General features: G+C 62.2%; 14 protein-coding genes. 12 read left to right on the plus strand and 2 right to left on the minus strand.

The window, feature by feature from the left end:
* Positions 1–91: 91 nt before the first annotated feature.
* The 10 genes from RLCC275e_RS02740 (at position 92) to RLCC275e_RS02785 (ending at position 12,750) form a co-directional block, all read left to right on the plus strand.
* Positions 92–952, plus strand: a complete 861-nt coding sequence (locus RLCC275e_RS02740; protein ID WP_033181738.1) for a S49 family peptidase — start codon at positions 92–94, stop codon at positions 950–952.
* A gap of 18 nt (positions 953–970) precedes the next feature.
* Positions 971–1,162 (plus strand): membrane protein, encoded by a 192-nt coding sequence (locus RLCC275e_RS02745; protein WP_003556931.1) that lies wholly within the window; start codon positions 971–973, stop codon positions 1,160–1,162.
* Positions 1,163–1,395: 233 nt separating this feature from the next.
* Positions 1,396–2,352 (plus strand): glycine--tRNA ligase subunit alpha, encoded by a 957-nt coding sequence (locus tag RLCC275e_RS02750; RefSeq protein ID WP_011650682.1) that lies wholly within the window; start codon positions 1,396–1,398, stop codon positions 2,350–2,352.
* Positions 2,353–2,490: 138 nt separating this feature from the next.
* Positions 2,491–3,042 (plus strand): LemA family protein, encoded by a 552-nt coding sequence (locus RLCC275e_RS02755; RefSeq protein ID WP_033181739.1) that lies wholly within the window; start codon positions 2,491–2,493, stop codon positions 3,040–3,042.
* 285 nt (positions 3,043–3,327) lie between these two features.
* Complete coding sequence (gene aroA / locus RLCC275e_RS02760; RefSeq protein WP_033181740.1) at positions 3,328–4,590, plus strand: 3-phosphoshikimate 1-carboxyvinyltransferase; 1,263 nt, start codon at positions 3,328–3,330, stop codon at positions 4,588–4,590.
* Between the two features lie 38 nt (positions 4,591–4,628).
* Positions 4,629–6,563: a DUF2207 domain-containing protein gene (locus RLCC275e_RS02765; RefSeq protein ID WP_033181741.1), complete on the plus strand. Its 1,935-nt coding sequence runs from the start codon at positions 4,629–4,631 to the stop codon at positions 6,561–6,563.
* Between the two features lie 65 nt (positions 6,564–6,628).
* A complete protein-coding gene (gene purD / locus RLCC275e_RS02770; RefSeq protein WP_033181742.1) occupies positions 6,629–7,906 on the plus strand; it encodes a phosphoribosylamine--glycine ligase in 1,278 nt (425 codons plus the stop codon).
* A gap of 99 nt (positions 7,907–8,005) precedes the next feature.
* Positions 8,006–8,467: a plant virulence effector HPE1-like domain-containing protein gene (locus RLCC275e_RS02775; RefSeq protein WP_033181743.1), complete on the plus strand. Its 462-nt coding sequence runs from the start codon at positions 8,006–8,008 to the stop codon at positions 8,465–8,467.
* A gap of 377 nt (positions 8,468–8,844) precedes the next feature.
* Complete coding sequence (locus RLCC275e_RS02780) at positions 8,845–10,665, plus strand: methyl-accepting chemotaxis protein (protein ID WP_130707291.1); 1,821 nt, start codon at positions 8,845–8,847, stop codon at positions 10,663–10,665.
* Positions 10,666–10,926: 261 nt separating this feature from the next.
* Complete coding sequence (locus RLCC275e_RS02785; RefSeq protein WP_130707293.1) at positions 10,927–12,750, plus strand: methyl-accepting chemotaxis protein; 1,824 nt, start codon at positions 10,927–10,929, stop codon at positions 12,748–12,750.
* Between the two features lie 78 nt (positions 12,751–12,828).
* Here RLCC275e_RS02785 and RLCC275e_RS02790 read toward each other — a convergent pair whose 3' ends face one another.
* Both RLCC275e_RS02790 and glyS read right to left on the minus strand, forming a co-directional pair.
* Positions 12,829–13,317, minus strand: coding sequence for a 2-thiouracil desulfurase family protein (locus tag RLCC275e_RS02790; protein WP_033181452.1), 489 nt, complete (start codon positions 13,315–13,317; stop codon positions 12,829–12,831).
* A gap of 57 nt (positions 13,318–13,374) precedes the next feature.
* Positions 13,375–15,489, minus strand: coding sequence for a glycine--tRNA ligase subunit beta (gene glyS / locus RLCC275e_RS02795; protein ID WP_033181451.1), 2,115 nt, complete (start codon positions 15,487–15,489; stop codon positions 13,375–13,377).
* A 219-nt stretch (positions 15,490–15,708) separates the two neighbouring features.
* Here glyS and RLCC275e_RS02800 point away from each other — a divergent pair, with 219 nt between their 5' ends.
* Together RLCC275e_RS02800 and RLCC275e_RS02805 are read left to right on the plus strand one after the other, a co-directional pair.
* Positions 15,709–18,018 (plus strand): Tex family protein, encoded by a 2,310-nt coding sequence (locus RLCC275e_RS02800; RefSeq protein ID WP_033181450.1) that lies wholly within the window; start codon positions 15,709–15,711, stop codon positions 18,016–18,018.
* Between the two features lie 133 nt (positions 18,019–18,151).
* Positions 18,152–19,411, plus strand: a complete 1,260-nt coding sequence (locus RLCC275e_RS02805) for a cyclopropane fatty acid synthase (protein ID WP_033181449.1) — start codon at positions 18,152–18,154, stop codon at positions 19,409–19,411.
* The last annotated feature ends 22 nt before the right edge of the window (positions 19,412–19,433 follow it).

The following is a 19,433-nucleotide window of genomic DNA, read 5'->3' on the forward strand; positions in this document are numbered from 1 at the left end:
AAACCCGCTATTTTCAGGAACGCGGGGATTGCGTTTGCCGTTCCAGCGCATACATGGAGGCGATCGTGCGACCCGAAGCGAAGGATGGAAAATGGCCGGATTCTTGAGAAAACTGCTGCCGAAACGGTTCCGCAAGGACGGCATCACCATTCCGGTCGTCCGGCTGCAGGGGCCGATCATCAGCGGCGGCGGCCAGTTCCGGCCGACCCTCAACCTTGCCAATGTCTCTCCGGTTCTGGAAAAAGCCTTCGCCATGAAGGACGCGCCGGCGGTCGCCATCTCCATCAATTCGCCGGGCGGCTCGCCCGTCCAGTCGCGCCTGATCTTCACCCGCATTCGCGAGCTTGCCCGCGAGAAGCAGAAGAAGGTTCTGGTCTTCGTCGAGGATGTCGCCGCCTCCGGCGGTTACATGATCGCGCTTGCCGGCGACGAGATCATCGCCGACGCCACCTCCATCGTCGGCTCGATCGGCGTCGTCTCCGGCGGTTTCGGTTTTCCCGAGCTCTTGAAGAAAATCGGCGTCGAGCGCCGCGTCTATACCGCCGGCGAAAACAAGGTGATCCTCGATCCTTTCCAGCCGGAAAAGGAAAAGGATATTGAGTACCTGAAGAGCCTGCAGCTCGAAATCCACCAGGTCTTCATCTCCATGGTGCGCGAACGTCGCGCCGGCAAGCTGAGGGACGATGCGACGGTGTTTTCCGGCCTGTTCTGGAGCGGCACGCGCGGCCTCGAGCTCGGCCTCATCGATGGCCTCGGCGATATGCGCCAGGAATTGAAGAGGCGCTACGGCCAGAAGACCAAACTGGAGCTCGTCACCGCCGGCCGCGGCCTGTTCGGCCGCCGAATTCCAGGTGTGTCGCCGGTCTCGCTCGAAGGTGCTGCATCCGGTCTCGCGACAGGGCTTGTCGAAGCGGCGGAAGAGAGAGCATTGTGGAGCCGTTTCGGGCTTTGAAGGGAGCAGGAGAGGGGCATGCCGCAACTAATTACCATTCTGATCCTGGTCTTCTCAGCCTGGTGGCTTTACCGACGCTTCGTCTCCGATGCCCGCAAGCTCGCCGAAAAGTCGCGCCGCGCTGAAAAAGAGCGCCAGACCGGCGCGATCGGCACGCTGGTAAAGGACCCGGCGACGGGAGAATACCGGCTGAAGCGCGAGGGCGAATAAGAGGCCTCGCCACTCATCTGCTGCTCATCCGGCTGCCGCTCCGCAGTGCGCAGCGTATGGCGGGCTTGGAACCCCCTCTGTCCGGCAGGACAGAGGGGCGTCCCCCCCGCAGCACAGAAAGAAGTCCTATTCCATCTCGGCCTTCACCGGCTGTCCGCCGCAAAAGTCTTGACCCCCGCCGCCCTCCATGGCACCTGTCGCGCCGATAAATCCCAAGCAATCGGTGCCGTTCGATGTCAGCTATCCCAGACCATATGAACCCGAAGCGCTCCTTCCAGGCGCTGATCCTGACCCTGCATAACTACTGGGCGGACAAGGGTTGCGCGGTGCTGCAGCCTTACGACATGGAAGTCGGCGCCGGCACCTTCCACCCGGCCACCACGTTGCGCGCCCTCGGCCCCAAGCCGTGGAAGGCCGCTTACGTCCAGCCGTCGCGGCGCCCGTCCGACGGCCGCTATGGCGAAAACCCGAACCGGCTGCAGCATTATTACCAGTACCAGGTGATCCTGAAGCCAAACCCGCCGAACCTGCAGGAGCTTTATCTCGGCTCGCTGGCGGCGATCGGCCTCGATCCGCTGCTGCATGATATCCGTTTCGTCGAGGACGACTGGGAAAGCCCGACACTCGGCGCCTGGGGCCTCGGCTGGGAATGCTGGTGTGATGGCATGGAAGTCTCGCAGTTCACCTATTTCCAGCAGGTCTGCGGCATCGAATGCTCGCCCGTCGCCGGCGAACTGACCTATGGTCTCGAGCGCCTCGCCATGTATGTCCAGGGCGTCGACAATGTCTATGATCTGAACTTCAACGGCCGCGACGGCGACGAGAAGATCAGCTATGGCGACGTCTTCCTGCAGGCCGAGCAGGAATATTCGCGTCATAATTTCGAGTTCGCCAATACCGAGATGCTGCATCGCCACTTCGTCGATGCCGAGAAGGAATGCCGGGCGCTGCTCGATGCCGGCGCCCCCGGCGACAACGCCAACCAGCGCCTGCACAAATGCGTCTTCCCGGCCTATGACCAGTGCATCAAGGCAAGCCATGTCTTCAACCTGCTCGATGCCCGTGGCGTCATCTCGGTCACCGAGCGCCAGAGCTACATCCTGCGCGTACGCACGCTTGCCAAGGCCTGCGGCGAAGCCTTCCTGCTGACCGACGCTGGCGGCGTCAACCTCTCCAAAGAGGCGGCTTAACGCAAAGTCGGCCGGCCGTATCGTCGATATCAACGGCTGGTCGGGCCGCCCGAATCGTCGCGGATATCGGCGTTTGACGGCAGCCGGCAAACCCGCGTAGTCTCCGCCCCGTCATTACTTCGCTGCGGGGGATTCGCGATGTATATTGCGCTTGGCGTCATCGTTCTGGTCGCTCTCTATCTCATCTTCGTCTACAACGGCCTGGTTCGCGCGCGTCAGATGGCGGAAGAGGCCTGGTCGGGCATCGATGTCCAGCTCAAGCGCCGCGCCGACCTGATCCCGAACCTGATCGAGACGGTCAAGGGCTATGCCGCCCATGAAAAGTCGACGCTCGAAGAGGTGGTTGAGCTCCGCAACAGGGCGCAGGCCGTGCCATCAGGCGATGTTGCCGGCAGGGCGCAGGCGGAAGGTCTGCTCGGCCAGGCGCTCGGCCGGGTCATCGCGCTCGCCGAGGCCTATCCCGATCTCAAGGCCAACCAGAACTTTGCCGAACTGCAGGCCTCGCTGGAAACCATGGAAGGCGAGCTGCAGATGGCCCGGCGTTATTACAATGGTGCGGCCCGCGACCTGAACGTCAAGGTCGAAAGCTTCCCGTCCAATCTCGTCGCCGGCCAGTTCGGTTTTGGCAAGCGGGAATATTTCGAAATCACCAACGAGGCCGACCGCGCCGTCCCCACCGTGAAATTCTGACGATCCGGCATTTTGCCTTTGCCAGAAAGCGATTAAGAGCAAGGGCAGATCGCGGCCGGCGAGAACAGGATGATCTTGGGCCCGGTCGGCCTAAAATCTGAATCCTGTTCTCAATTAAAGAGTTAGAGCATGATGTCGTCCGAAAACCGCTGCACACTTTTCGGCATCATGCTCTGAGCATGTCGCGCAAAAGTGTGCAGCGGTTTTGCGATAACGACATGCGCAAAACCAAAGACCTAAAGCGCGGCACGCGCTTTAGGGTCGCCTTATGGACGGAAGAATAGCATGACACGCACAGCCAAACTCACGATCATCCCGCCGGGAAAACCGCTTTCGGGCCGCGCCATGCCGCCGGGCTCCAAGTCGATCACCAATCGCGCGCTGCTGCTCGCCGGCCTTGCCAAGGGCACCAGCCGGTTGACCGGGGCGCTGAAGAGCGATGATACGCGGTATATGGCCGAAGCGCTGCGTGCCATGGGTGTTACGATCGACGAGCCCGACGATACCACCTTCGTCGTCACCGGCAGCGGCAGGCTGCTGCCGCCGAAGGCGCCGCTCTTTCTCGGCAATGCCGGCACGGCGACACGCTTCCTGACGGCGGCTGCGGCTTTGGTCGACGGCACCGTCATCGTCGATGGCGACGAACATATGCGCAAGCGCCCGATCGGCCCGCTGGTCGAAGCGATGCGCACGCTCGGCATCGACGTGAGTGCCGAGACTGGCTGCCCGCCGGTCACCGTCAAGGGGACCGGGCGATTCCAGGCCGACCGCATCCGCATCGATGGCGGCCTGTCCAGCCAATATGTTTCGGCGCTGCTGATGATGGCGGCCGGCGGCGACCGGCCGGTTGACATCGAACTCGTCGGTGAGGATATCGGCGCGCTCGGCTATATCGATCTGACCACGGCGGCAATGAAGGCTTTCGGCGCCAAGGTCGAGAAGACCAGCCCGGTCATCTGGCGCGTCGAGCCGACCGGCTATAGCGCTGCCGACTTCATCGTCGAGCCCGATGCTTCGGCTGCGACCTATCTCTGGGCCGCCGAAGTCCTCACCGGCGGCGCGATCGATCTCGGTGTTCCCTCCGATACCTTCTCGCAGCCGGATGCGCGCGCCTATGACGTCATCGCCAAATTCCCGCATCTGCCGGCAGAGATCGACGGCTCGCAGATGCAGGATGCCGTTCCGACCCTTGCCGTGCTTGCCGCCTTCAACCAGACGCCGGTTCGCTTCGTCGGCATCGCCAATCTGCGCGTCAAGGAATGCGATCGCATCCGGGCGCTCTCGACCGGCCTCAACCGCATTGTTTCAGGCCTTGCCCGCGAAGAAGGCGACGATCTGATCGTCGAGTCCGATCCCGCACTTGTGGGCCAGCATCTGCCGGCGGAGATCGACAGCTTCGCCGATCATCGCATCGCCATGAGTTTCGCGCTGGCCGGGCTGAAGATCGACGGCATCACCATTCTCGATCCCGATTGCGTCGGCAAGACCTTCCCCGCCTATTGGCGGACGCTAGCGGCACTCGGCGTGACCTATCAAGACAACGATTGACGAAACGCGCAGCCGAGGCTGCCGGCGGGGAGACAGGGATGGGGCGTCGGTTTTTCGGATTTTGCTTTGCACTGCTGTTGATGCTCGCCGCCCCAGTGGCCTTTGCCGCCGAGGTGATCGACAGTTTCGCCTCCGACATCGCGCTCGAAAAAAGCGGTGCGATGACGGTGACGGAAACGATCACCGTCAATGCCGAAGGCAATCAGATCAACCACGGCATCTTCCGTGATTTCCCGCTCTATTTCACCGATGCCGCGGGCCGCCGCCGCAGCGTCGATTTCGATATGGTGTCGGTCCAGCGCGATGGCGATAACGAGCCTTGGCACACCGAATCGATATCAGGCGGCATCCGCATCTATGCCGGTTCTGCCGATGTGACGGTGACGCCGGGCCGTCATCGATATGTCTTCACCTACAGGACCAATCGCCAGATCCGCTACTTCGACAATCACGACGAACTCTATTGGAACGTCACCGGCAATGGCTGGATCTTCCCGATCCGCTCGGCCACCGCGACGGTGAAGCTGCCGCCCGGCGTCGGCGCGACGGAGACGGCCTTCTTCACCGGCCCCCAGGGCGCGACGGAAAAGAATGCCCGCGTCAGCGAAACCGGCGCCGGGCTGGTCTTTTCCACCACCATGCCCCTTGGCACCAACGAAGGGCTGACCTTTGCAATCCGCATGCCAAACGGGTCGATCGATCCGCCGAGCGCGGATATGGAAAGCACCTGGTGGCTGAAGGACAACCGCAATTATTTCATCGGCTTCGGCGGCCTGATCCTCGTTTTCGCCTATTATACGCGCTCCTGGCTGAAGGTCGGCCGCGATCCTGCCCGCGGCGTCGTCGTGCCACGCTGGGACGCGCCTGATGGTATCTCGCCGGCGCTGGTCAACTATATCGACAATAAGGGCTTCTCCGGAGAGGGTTGGACGGCGCTGTCTGCCACTGCGCTCAATCTTGCCGTCCGCGGTTACGTCAAGCTCGAAGACCTGAAGAATTCGATTGTTATCCAAGGCACCGGCAAGCCACTCGGCAAGGAGAAATTCCAGGCCGGCGAAATCGAACTGTTGAAGGTCGCCGGCGGCGCCGGTTCGACGCTGACGATCGACAAGGCCAACGGCGAGCGGGTGAAGTCCGTCGGCCAGGCCTTTCGCTCGGCGATCGAGAAGGAGCATCGCGGCAAATATTACAATTCCAACCTGGCTTATACCGCAGGCGGCATCGCGCTCAGTGCCGCGGCCCTGGTGATCCTGTTCGTTTTCGGTTCGCTGGAGCCCGACACCATCGCGGTGATGCTGATCCCGATTGTCATCTCGGTCTTCGTTTCGGTGTTCGTCGCCGGCCTCGTCAGGTCGCTGCATCGCGGCAAGTCGCTGTTCGGCAAGATCATCGCCATCATCTCCGCCGCGATCGGCGTCTTCGTCGGCATCAGTATCCTGGCGACCATGGGGCTGGCGCTTGCCTCCTCGCTGGTGGAACTGCACGAAACGCCGATGCTCTTTGCCGTCGGTGGCATCGTGCTTTTGAACATCCTCTATGTCTTCATCATGGGCGCGCCGACCCCGCTCGGCGCCAAGATGATGGATGGCATAGACGGCCTGCGCCAGTATCTGACGCTTGCCGAAAAAGACCGGATGAACACGGCAGGCGCGCCGGAAATGTCGCCGCGGCATTTCGAGACGCTGCTGCCCTATGCGGTGGCACTCGGCGTCGAAAAGCCCTGGTCGCGCACTTTCGAAACCTGGCTTGCGGCGGCGGCTGCCGGCGCGGCTGCTGCCTATGCGCCGGCCTGGTATGCCGGCAATTTCAACAGCGGCAGCTTCTCCGATCGCATCGGCGGCTTTTCCTCGTCGATGGCCTCGACCATCGCTTCGACGATACCCTCGCCGCCGCCGTCGAGCTCATCCTCCGGTTTTTCCGGCGGCGGCTCGTCCGGCGGCGGTGGCGGAGGCGGGGGTGGCGGGGGCTGGTAAGCTTTCCCGCTTGACCTTTCGGCCCTTGGCCCTTAACCGCCAGACAGAAAAGGAAAGGGTCGCGCATGAAGGTTCTGTTGATCGGATCGGGCGGACGCGAGCATGCGCTCGCCTGGAAGCTGGCGCAATCACCGCTGATGAGCGAATTCTACGCCGCACCCGGCAATCCCGGTATTGGCGAACACGCCGTCCTCGTGCCCGTTGACATCGAGGATCACGAAGCGGTCGCGGCCTTCTGCAAGGACAAGGCGATCGATTTCGTCGTCGTCGGCCCGGAGGCGCCGCTGGTTGCCGGCCTTGCCGACCGGCTGCGCGCCGATGGCCTGGCGGTCTTCGGTCCCTCCGCTGCGGCAGCCCAGCTCGAGGGCTCCAAAGGCTTCACCAAGGATATCTGCGCCCGCTACGACATTCCGACAGGCGCCTACCAGCGCTTCAACAATGGACCGAAGGCCAAAGCCTATATCCGCGCCGAGGGTGTGCCGATCGTCGTCAAGGCCGATGGCCTTGCCGCCGGCAAGGGCGTGACGGTTGCGATGACGCTGGACGAGGCGCTGGCGGCGGTCGACGACTGTTTCGAGGGCGCCTTTGGCGCTGCCGGTGCTGAAGTCGTCGTCGAAGCCTATCTCGATGGCGAGGAGGCGAGCTTCTTCTGCCTCTGCGATGGCAAACATGCGCTGCCGCTCGCAACCGCCCAGGATCACAAGCGGGTGGGCGAGGGCGATACCGGCGTCAATACCGGCGGCATGGGCGCCTATTCGCCGGCGCCTGTGATGACCGCCGAGATGGTCGAGCGCACCATGAAAGAGATCATCGAACCGACGATGCGCGGCATGGCCGAGAGCGGTCATCCCTTCTCCGGCGTCTTTTTCGCCGGCCTGATGATCACCCGGAAGGGGCCGGAGCTGATCGAATACAATGTCCGCTTCGGCGATCCCGAATGCCAGGTGATGATGATGCGGTTGAAGAGCGATCTGCTGCCGCTGCTGTTCGCCACCGCCAACGGCACGCTCGATCAGGTCACGACCGAATGGAACGACGATCCGGCGCTGACGGTGGTCATGGCCTCCAAGGGTTATCCCGGCGCTTACGAGAAGAACACGCCGATCCTTTCGCTGCCTGATGCAGGCGAGGGCGAGAAGGTGTTTCATGCCGGCACGGGTCTGAAAGACGGTGCACTGGTTGCGACTGGCGGCCGCGTGCTGAACGTCACCGCGTCGGGCGGCACGGTCGCCGAGGCCAAGAACCGCGCCTACGCGCTGCTCGACAGGGTGAGATGGGAAAACGGCTTCTGCCGGCGCGACATCGGCTGGCGGGCGATCGAGCGCGAAACCGGCTCGGAATGAGTATAAACCGGCCCGTTCTTTAAATTTTTACCCTTTCCCCTGACGGGATGGAAACAAAGCTGCGCTAATTTGCTCCCAAGGTGAGACGGAGTGGCATTGATGCGTCAGATTTTCCTCGGTGCGGTAATCCTGCTGATGGCAGGCTCTGCGATGGCGTCCTCGATAGAGGTGGTCGGCAAGACTGCGCCGCGCGCTGAAGGCAGCATCGTCACCGAAACCTGCGCCGATTGCCCGCCCCTCCAGGCCGAACTGACCAAGAGGGACTATACGGTGCCGGAGCTGAAGCCCGGCGTCCTCCAGGCGAGTGAAATCCGCGATGTCGGCGGCGAAAAGAAGATTTACCGCACGGAAGGCTGGATGGGCGGCTCGCCGGTCGTCTTCGTCAGCAAGGCGACGCCTGAATCGATGATTGCGGCCGCGCCGCCGGCGGCGCCGGTAGACGGCATCGACATGAATGCAACCACCGCGGCCGTCATCGGCGGCGACGCCAGGCCTGTCGCGGCCGGCATGGCGGAACAATCGGCAACCCTTAACGTTTCCGAATTCAAGCTGCGTTTCTAAAAACAAAAGTTCCCTGCCCCTGTCTGATCAAGGTTTCGATCGCTTGGGGTTCCACCACTGGTGGATGGAATGCACCCTCGATGAGCAGCGGGGGTGCATTCTTGTTTCAATGTGCAATTAAAAACTGAATTATTGACGCTAAATAGAGTAAGTACAACTTATGAAAGCAATAGAGGCGTTATATTTCGATCTTCACAAGTCATGCAAATAGAAGCCATGACCCGTTAAAACATAATTCAGCCATCCACTCTAATTTTACCAATCGAAGGGCCGGAGGACGCATGATTGCGCTAGCTGCGCGGGCGATTTGACACGTCCGCGGGTCGGGAGTTGACCGATCCGGAATTGTTGAATTCACCTGCTTTGCGAGGCAAATCATGAAAAAGCTCAAGATTGCGCATCAACTTTTTGCGCTGATCGGCGTCCTAATGGCTGCATTCGCAGTCGCCACCTATTTCGAAATCCGCACCTCCGAGCAGGCGATCTACGACGAGCGTTTCGACATGCTGCGCACGCAGGTCGAGTCGGGCATCTCCGTCCTCAACACCTTCTACGAGCGCGAGAAGGCCGGTCAGATGACCCATGAAGCCGCCCAGGCCGAAGCCTTCGAGATCCTGAAGCGCGTCAGCTTCCAGCCATCCGGTTATCTCTTCGGCTTCGACTATAACGTCGTCCAACTCTTCCATCCGAGCCCGGTCAATCTCGGCAAGAACATGAGCGGCCAGGTCGACAAGACAGGCGCGAAATTCAGCCAGGCGCTGGTCGACAACGGCAAGGCCGGCGGCGGCCGTACCTTCTACTACTGGACCAAGCCCGGTCAGCCGGAAGACCAGGTCTTCCTCAAGGGCGGTTATTCCAAGGCCTTCGAACCCTGGAAGATCGTCGTCGGTACCGGCGTCTACCTCGATGACCTGCAGCAGAAGGTCAATGCGACGATCTGGAAGGCGCTGACGGCCTCGCTGATCGTCTTCGTCTGCGGCATCGCCGCTGCCGTCTTCTTCATCCGCGGCATCTCCCATCCGCTGAAGGACATCCACAATGCCCTGCAGTCGGTTGCCGAAGAGGACGTGTCCATCACTATTCCGCACACCGGCATGAACAACGAAGTCGGTATGATGGCCAAGGCGACGCAGTCGCTGCAGGAAAAGATCAGGGAACGTCATGCGATGTCCGATCGCGAGGCGGCCCAGCAGCTGGCGCTGGAAAACGAGCGTGAAACCAATCTGCGCCAGCAGCAGGATGAAGCAACGCTGCAGGCGCGGGTGGTGACGACCATCGGCCAGGCGCTGGAGATGATCGCCCGCGGCGACCTCACCGTCCGCTGCGCCGATCTCGGCCAGAAATACGCCGCCCTTCGCGACAACTTCAACGATGCGCTGTCGCATCTCGAAGCCGCCATGGCCAAGGTCAGCGCCAAGGGCACCGACATCGGCACCAGCAAGGAAGAGATCCGCCGCGCTTCCAACGAGCTGTCGCAGCGCACCGAGCGCCAGGCCGCCAGCCTCGAGGAAACCTCGGCCGCCCTCGACGAACTCACCGTTGCCGTCCGTCAGACCGCCGATGGCGCCCATGAAGCGAGCAAGCGCGTCCACTCGGTCAGCACCGAGGCCACCCATAGTGATGCGATCGTCACCCAGGCGATCGAGGCAATGAGCGGCATCGAGAAGTCGTCCTCGGAGATCACCAAGATCATCGGCGTCATCGACGAGATCGCCTTCCAGACCAACCTCTTGGCGCTGAATGCCGGCGTCGAGGCAGCTCGCGCCGGTGAGAGCGGCAAGGGGTTTGCGGTCGTCGCCCAGGAAGTCCGCGAGCTTGCCCAGCGCTCCGCCGCGGCCGCCAAGGAGATCAAGGACCAGATCGCCCGCTCCTCAAGCCAGGTCGACCACGGCGTCCGTCTGGTCGGCGAGGCAGGCGAGGCGTTGAAGCGCATCTCCGACCAGATCAAGGCCGCCAACGAGATCGTCGCCAAGATCGCCCACAGTGCCTCCGAACAGGACACAACGCTGCGCTCGATCTCGTCGTCGATGAACCAGCTCGATGCCGCCACCCAGCAGAATGCCGCCATGGCCGAAGAGACCACGGCATCGGCCGAGACGCTGGCCACCGACACCGACGAGCTGATCGACCTTATCCGCGGCTTCCGAGTCGGTGCGCCACAGCACCGCCAGGCGGAACCGATGCGCCGGGCCAGCTGAGAATTTCAAAAACAAATGATATGGACCGCCGGATGAAAATCCGGCGGTTTTGCTTTGTAAACTACCCCTCGATTTTTAGGGAAACTCGTATCGCGTTCAATAAAGTTAAAGCTTTTTTATAGGGTGAGCATCAATTGTTACTTACCCGGTCGCAGCATGTTTATTTTAGCAGCGGTAGACGCGTCCTCTTTTTCGGCGCGCTCGCACAGGCGGTAGAAAACCGCACCGGAATGCAGCTATCCATTCCCGTTGCGAGGCGTCATGAAAAATTTGAAGATATCGAAGCAGCTCATATTGCTGGTCGTCGGCCTGATGATCGCCTTTGCGATCGCCACTTCCCTGCAGATCCGCTCCTCCGTCGATGCGATCTACAAGGAGCGTTATGACATGCTCCGCGCCGAGGTTCAGTCGGCGGTCTCGGTTCTCAAAATCTACCAGGCAAAGGTAACTGCCGGCGAAATGACGCTGGAAGACGCCCAGAAGCAGGCCTACGCCACGGTCAATGCGATGAAATACGACCCCGATGGCTATTTCTTCGGCTATAGCTACGACATCCAGATGATGTTCCATTATGATGCCGCGAAAATCGGTCAGGTCAACAAGGGCCAGCCGGACAGCAAAGGCAAGCTCTATCGCGAAGAGCTGGTCAAGCTCGGGCAGCAGGGCGGCGGTCTCGTCGAATATTATTCCACAGCCAAACCGGGCCAGCCCGCTGGCGATTTTCGCAAGACGGCCTATGCACAGGCCTTCGATCCCTGGAAGGTCGTCGTCGTCACCGGCGTCTACATGGACGATCTCAATGCTCAGATAAACAGCACGATCCTGACCGCGCTCTCCGGCAGCATCGTCCTGTTCTTCCTTGCCATGACAGCCGCCTACATCGTCATCCGCGGCATATCGGGACCTCTCAACAACGTCCATGCCGCCCTGAAGGCTGTCGCCGAAGAGGATGTCTCGATCACCATTCCGCACACCGGCATGAACAATGAAGTCGGCATGATGGCGAAGGCGACGCAGTCGCTGCAGGAAAAAATCAGGGAACGTCATGCGATGTCCGATCGCGAGGCGGCCCAGCAGCTGGCGCTGGAAAACGAGCGTGAAACCAATCTGCGCCAGCAGCAGGATGAAGCAACGCTGCAGGCGCGGGTGGTGACGACCATCGGCCAGGCGCTGGAGATGATCGCCCGCGGCGACCTCACCGTCCGCTGCGCCGATCTCGGCCAGAAATACGCCGCCCTTCGCGACAACTTCAACGATGCGCTGTCGCATCTCGAAGCCGCCATGGCCAAGGTCAGCGCCAAGGGCACCGACATCGGCACCAGCAAGGAAGAGATCCGCCGTGCCTCCAACGAGCTGTCGCAGCGCACCGAGCGCCAGGCCGCCAGCCTCGAGGAAACCTCGGCCGCCCTCGACGAACTCACCGTTGCCGTCCGTCAGACCGCCGATGGCGCCCATGAAGCGAGCAAGCGCGTCCACTCGGTCAGCACCGAGGCCACCCATAGTGATGCGATCGTCACCCAGGCGATCGAGGCAATGAGCGGCATCGAGAAGTCGTCCTCGGAGATCACCAAGATCATCGGCGTCATCGACGAGATCGCCTTCCAGACCAACCTCTTGGCGCTGAATGCCGGCGTCGAGGCAGCTCGCGCCGGTGAGAGCGGCAAGGGGTTTGCGGTCGTCGCCCAGGAAGTCCGCGAGCTTGCCCAGCGCTCCGCCGCGGCCGCCAAGGAGATCAAGGACCAGATCGCCCGCTCCTCCAGCCAGGTCGACCACGGCGTCCGTCTGGTCGGCGAGGCAGGCGAGGCGCTGAAGCGCATCTCCGACCAGATCAAGGCCGCCAATGAGATCGTCGCCAAGATCGCCCACAGTGCCTCCGAACAGGACACGACGCTGCGTTCGATCTCCTCGTCGATGAACCAGCTCGACGCCGCCACCCAGCAGAACGCTGCCATGGCCGAAGAGACCACGGCATCGGCCGAGACGCTCGCCACCGATACCGACGAACTGATCGATCTCATCCGCGGCTTCCGTGTCAGTGGCGAAAGCGCTGCCCCGGCAATGCATCAAGGTCGCCGTGCCGCCTAAACGGCGCGGGGACAAAGGCGTTTTTATCACCAAATTTTTAGCGGCCGTCGGTTCTCCGGCGGCCGTGCCTTTTGAGGCTCACTGCCCGATGCGTTCGATCAGCCGCTCGATCTCGCGATCGGAAAACACTTCAACGCCGGCTGCTTTCAGCGCCGCCGCCGTCACGCCGGCGCCGGCCTGCTTGCGGCCGGAAAAGGTGCCGTCATAGATGAAACCGGATCCGCAGGACGGGCTGCCGTCGATGAGCAGCGCATAGCGGCAGTCGGCCTGCCTTGCGAGCGCCACGGCATTTTCTGCCGCCAGCAGGAACTCTTCCGTCACGTCGGCGCCCGTCAGCTCGACAACCCGCGCCGTGCCGGCCAGCACATCCTCGCCGGTCGCGGCATTTCCAATCTCAGCCGGAGGGCGCGGCACCTTCATGCCCGCCGACATCTCCGGACAGATCGTCACCAAACGGCCCTCGGCTAGCCATGTCTCGATTGCCGGATGAAGCAACGGCTTCGCTCGCCCGTCATAGCGGACGGCGTGGCCCATGAGACAGGCGCTGACGAGAATCTTGCTCTGCATGTCTCTTGAATAACGCGACGACGGCGGCAAGGCCAGACCGCCGATGGCGGCCGAACATCACCCCGAAATCTTCGAGAAATCCGCAACCGTTCCCGTCGCCTCGCGGATCAGCCGCAGCAAAGCGAGACGGTTGGCGCGGATGGCGGCGTCCTCGTCGTTGACGAGCACGTCTTCGAAGAAGCGGTCGACCGGGCCGCGCAGCTTGGAGAGCGCTTCCATTGCCGAGCGGAAGTCTTCCCCGGCAACGGCGTTCGACGCATCCTTCGAGGCGCTGGAGATTGCGGCGAACAATTCCCTCTCGGCATCGAGCTTCAAAAGCGCTTGCGAAACGCCGTCGGCGATCACGGTGCCCTTCTTTTCCTCGGCGGCGAGCAGCTGTGTCGCCCGCTTGGTGCCGGAAAGCAGGTTCTTGCCGTCCTCCGAGGTGATGAAGGCCGTCAGCGCTTCGACGCGGCGCGCCACCATCAACAGGTCGTCGGCATCGGGCATCAGCACGGCTTCGATCAGGTCGTGGCGGGCGCCCTGGTCGCGCAGATAGACCTTGAGACGGTCATGGAAGAAGGAGAGGAGATCTATATCCTGGGTCGTCGCCAGCAGCGGCAGGCGGATCCTTCGCTCGAGCAGGATCCTGACGACACCGAGTGCTGCCCGCCGCAGCGCAAACGGATCCTTCGACCCGGTCGGCTTTTCGTCGATCGCCCAGAAGCCGATCAGCGTATCGAGCTTGTCGGCAAGGGCGATGGTGATCGCCACTTTGTCCTCCGGCACGCGGTCCGACGGACCCTGCGGCTTGTAGTGATCCTCGATCGCTGCGGCAACGGAGGTATCCTCACCCTGCAGCACCGCATATTTGCGGCCCATCAAGCCCTGCAGCTCCGGGAATTCGCCGACGGCCTCAGTGCGCAGGTCGGCCTTGGCGAGGACGGCGGCGCGATCGACGAGGGCCGCGTCGGCGCCGGTGATATCAGCCAATTCCTTGGCTAGGGCGCGGATGCGCGCAACACGCGCGCCCTGTGTGCCGAGCTTGGCATGGAAGGTCACGTCAAGCGCATCGAGCTTGGCCATGCGCTGGTCGAGCGGCTTATTCAGGTCGAGGCCGAATTTTGCCGCCGACGTGGTGAGCGTCTCGAGATCCGGCAGATTGCCCTGGTCGCGCTTCCAGAAATGCAGCGCATCCGACAGCCGGGCCCGCACCACCTTGCCGTTGCCGTGGACGATTTCCTTGCCGCCGTCGCTCGCCTGGATATTGGAAACCAGGATGAATTTGTTCGACAGAGTTTCGCCACCTTGCGGTCGCGTCACGAAACACTTCTGGTTGGTCTTGATCGTCAGCCGGATGATTTCGGAGGGGATCGTGAGATAATCCTCCTCGAAACTGCCCATCAGCACCTGCGGCCATTCGACGAGGCCGGAGACTTCCTCCAGCAGGCCTTCGTCTTCCACCAGCTCCAGCCCGTTGGCAAAGGCGATGTCGCGGGCGTCGTGCAGGATGATGTCCTTGCGCCGCTCGGCATCGAGGATGACCTTCGCCTTTTCCAAGTTCGCCGCATAATCGTCGAAGCGCCGCACCGTGATCGCCTCCGGCGCATGGAAGCGGTGCCCATAGGTGATGTTGGACGCGGTGATGCCGTCGATCTCGAAGGGGATGACGGTTGTCTCTTCATGCTCCGGGCCGAAAGTGCAGACGATCGACTGCAACGGCCGCACCCAGCGTAGCGCACCGGGCTTCGACGAGGCCTTGCCCCAGCGCATCGATTTCGGCCAGGGAAAATCGCGGATGATGCCGGGCATGATATCGGTGACGATCTCTTCCGTCGCGCGGCCGGGCTTGGAGATGACCGCGACGTAGAAATCGCCCTTCTTCGGATCGCTCACCACCTGCGCTTCGGAGACCGAGGAAAGCCCTGCGCCGCGCAAAAAGCCTTCGATCGCCTTCTCGTTGGCGTCGGTGCGCGGTCCCTTGCGTTCCTCGCGCACATCGGCGGAGCGGGCCGTCAGGCCGTGGATGTCGAGCGCCAGCCGGCGCGGCGTCCAGTATTCGCGCGCGCCCTCGTAGGACAGGCCCGCTTCGACAAGCGCATCGGTGACGAGCTTCTTCAGGTCGCCGGCAGCCTTGCGCTGCATGCGGGCCGGAATCTCTTCGGAGCGGAGTTCGAGAAGAAGGTTTGGCATGTCGAATTTCCTTGCCTCCCGCGACAGGGGAGGGATGGTATGGGCGCCGGGTCAAAACGTTGCTTCTGCTAGCAAAGAATGGCGCATCTGCACAACCGCAAAATCGCCGCCTTTCCGGCATGCTTATCCTGTGGATCGGCGCTCGGCCGGAAACTCCAACATTGCCTTGCCGCTTTTCGCCGCTATGGTCCCGCCACCTCTGACGAAACAGGAAATCCCATGGCCGCAGACCTCCGTTTTCTCGCAGCCCGCATCTCCGCCGAAATCAACGCCCGGCCCGAACAGGCCAAAGCCGCCATCGAGCTGCTCGACGAAGGCTCCACCGTGCCCTTCATCGCCCGCTACCGCAAGGAAGTGACGGGCGGGCTTGACGATACGCAGCTGCGCAATCTCGCCGAGCGGCTGGTCTATCTGCGCGAACTCGAAGCCCGGCGCGACGCGATTGTCGAATCGATTACCGGCCAGGGCAAGATGACCGACGAGCTGATGACCAAGGTCGCAGGCGCCGAAACCAAGGCCGAGCTTGAGGATCTCTATCTGCCCTACAAGCCGAAGCGCCGCACGCGGGCCGAAATCGCCCGTGAACGTGGCCTCGGCCCGCTCGCCGAGGCAATTCTCGCCGAACGCGCCAGGGAACCGGCGGTGTTGGCCGAAGGCTTCGTCACAGCGGATGTGCCCGATGTGAAGACGGTGCTCGAAGGCGCGCGCGACATCATCGCTGAAGGCATCGCCGAAAATGCCGACCTGCTCGGCAGGTTGCGCGCCCATATGCGCCAGGCCTCGCTGCTGAAGGCGAAAGTCGTCGACGGCAAGCAGGCGACCGGCGAGAAGTTTTCCGATTATTTCGACCATTCGGAACGCTGGGCGACCGCCCCCGGCCACCGCGCGCTCGCCATGCTACGCGGCTGGAACGAGGAGGTGCTGACGCTGACGATCGAGGCCGACGCTGAGACGACCTCTCCGAACAAGCCGGTCGAACGCATGATCGTAGCGGCTTACGAGATCGGCACGAGCCGTCCCGGCGACCGCTGGCTGATGGAGGTCGCAAGCTGGACCTGGCGTGTGAAGCTTTCCATGTCGCTCTCGCTCGACCTGATGCGGGAACTGCGCGAAAGGGCCGAAGAAGAGGCGATCCACGTCTTCGCCCGCAATCTGAAGGATCTGCTTTTGGCAGCGCCCGCCGGCTCGCGCGCAACGATGGGTCTCGATCCCGGCATCCGCACCGGCGTCAAGGTCGCCGTCGTCGATGGCACCGGCAAGGTGGTGGCGACATCGACCGTCTATCCCTTCCAGCCGAGGAACGACGTGCGTGGCGCCCAGGTCGAGCTCGCATCGCTGATCCGCAAGCACAATGTCGAGCTGATCTCGATCGGCAATGGCACCGGCAGCCGCGAAACCGAAAAGCTAGTGGCCGACATGCTGGCCGAGTTGCCGGCGCCGAAGCCGACCAAGGTCATCGTGTCGGAAGCCGGCGCCTCGGTCTATTCCGCCTCGGCAACCGCAGCGGCAGAATTCCCCGATCTCGACGTGTCGCTGCGCGGCGCCGTCTCCATCGCGCGGCGCTTGCAGGATCCACTGGCCGAACTCGTCAAGATCGAGCCGAAGTCGATCGGCGTCGGCCAGTATCAGCACGACGTCGACCAGCAGAAGCTGTCGCGTTCGCTCGATGCGGTGGTGGAAGACGCGGTGAATGCCGTCGGCGTCGATCTCAACACCGCGTCTGCGCCGCTGCTCTCGCGCGTCTCCGGCCTCGGCCCGTCGATCGCCGACGCCATCGTCCGCCACCGCGACAGCGAAGGCCGTTTCGAGACGCGAAAGGATCTGCTGAAGGTCGCCCGCCTCGGCGGCCGCACTTTCGAGCAATGCGCCGGCTTCCTGCGCATCCCCAACGGCAAGGAGCCGCTCGACTCCTCCTCGGTCCACCCTGAGGCCTATGGCGTCGCCAAGAAGATCGTCGCTGCCTGCGGCCGCGATCTGCGCGCGCTGATGGGCGACAGCGCGGTGTTGAAATCGGTTGATCCGCGTCAGTTCATCGACGAGAAATTCGGCCTGCCGACGGTCAGGGACATCATCGCGGAGCTGGAAAAGCCCGGCCGCGACCCGCGTCCGAGCTTCAAGACTGCGACCTTTGCGGAGGGCGTCAATGAAATTTCCGACCTGACGCCTGGCATGGTGCTGGAAGGCACGGTGACCAACGTCGCCGCCTTCGGCGCTTTCGTCGATATCGGCGTGCACCAGGATGGCCTGGTGCATGTGTCCCAGCTTGCCGATCGCTTCGTCAAGGATCCCCACGAGGTCGTCAAGGCGGGCGATGTCGTCAAGGTGCGGGTTGTCGAAGTCGACGCCAAGCGCAAGCGCATCGCTCTCTCCATGAAACGCGATGACGGTTCTTCAGCGCCGCCGCCGCGGGGTGATTCTCGCGCGAACCAGGGTTCCCGGCCGCAGAACGAGCGCCGGCCTGCAGCTCAGAAACCGGAGAGCCAGGGCGCTTTCGGCGCAGCACTTGCCGAAGCGATGAAGCGAAAATAAGGGTTTAGCCGGCATTTCGGCAAAAATGCAACAGTTTGGCAGCGTTCTGAACGGAGTGCTAAATCCCGCGCTTGTAAGGCGAAAGAGAGCTATTAAGTTGATGTGACCATCCTGTCACATTTGCGAGGCGTCCATGGCGTCGGCATTCTTATCGATCGTCCAGCAAATCGTCCGCAAGGGTTCGTTGAAACTTACCCTTGCCAATGGCGAAACCCACACTATCGGCGACGGCACGGGTGAAACCGTTGTCGCCCGCCTTGCCGATCAGGAGGCCGAGGACGCTATCCGGCGCGACCCGACCATGAAGCTCGGCGAAATGTATATGGAAGGCCGGTTCATTCTCGAACAGGGCAACATCTATGATTTCCTGTCGCTGGTGAAACAGAACACCACCAACGAAATCTTCGATTTCAAGATGGCGGCACTGCTCCTCGGCCGCATTGCCTGGCAGCAGCTGAAGAGCCGCGTGCCGGTCAATCGCAACAAGCACAATGTCGCCCATCATTACGACCTGTCGGCCAAGCTCTTCGATCTTTTCCTCGACGAGGACTGGCAATATTCCTGCGCCTATTTCGAGCCGCCGGGCATTGGTCTCGACGAGGCGCAACTGGCCAAGAAACGTCATATCGCCGCCAAGCTTCTACTCGAGCCGAACCAGCGTATCCTGGAGATCGGCTCCGGCTGGGGCGGCATGGGCATGTACCTGACGGAGGCGACCGACGGTGCCGAGTTCACCGGCATCACGCTGAGCGAGGAACAGCTCAAGGTCTCGCGTACGCGCGCCGAAAAACGCGGCCTTGCCGACCGGTTGCGGTTCGAACTGCAGGACTACCGCACCATGACGGGCAGGAAGTTCGACCGCATCGTCTCGGTCGGCATGTTCGAACATGTCGGTATCGGCAATTACGGCAATTTCTTCCGCAAGGTATCGGACCTGCTCGATGACAACGGCGTCATGGTGCTGCATTCGATCGGCCGCCCTAAGCCGAGCTTCGGTACCAATGCCTTCATCGAGAAATACATCTTCCCGGGCGGCTACATCCCTTCCGTTGGCGAGGTCGTGCCGCCGCTCGAAAAGGCAGGGCTGTTGGTCAAGGATGTCGAAATCCTGCCGCTGCATTACGCCTATACGCTGCGCCATTGGCGCGAGCGTTTCGTGGCGCGCAAGGCCGAAGCGGTGGCGCTTTACGACGAGCAATTCTTCCGCATGTGGGAATTCTATCTGGCCGGTTCCGAAATCGGCTTCCGCTGGGACGAACTCTTCATCCTGCAGATCCAGATCGCCAAGAACCAGTTCGCTGTTCCCGACAATCGCACTTACATCGCGCGCAACGAAGCGAAGCTGAAGGAATTCGAGGCGAGGCGCACCCCGCTCGAAAAGGTGACGTTCTGATCCCGCGGAAGTGCCGCTTCCG

The sequence above is a fragment of the Rhizobium brockwellii genome, from assembly GCF_000769405.2.
Taxonomy (GTDB): domain Bacteria; phylum Pseudomonadota; class Alphaproteobacteria; order Rhizobiales; family Rhizobiaceae; genus Rhizobium; species Rhizobium brockwellii.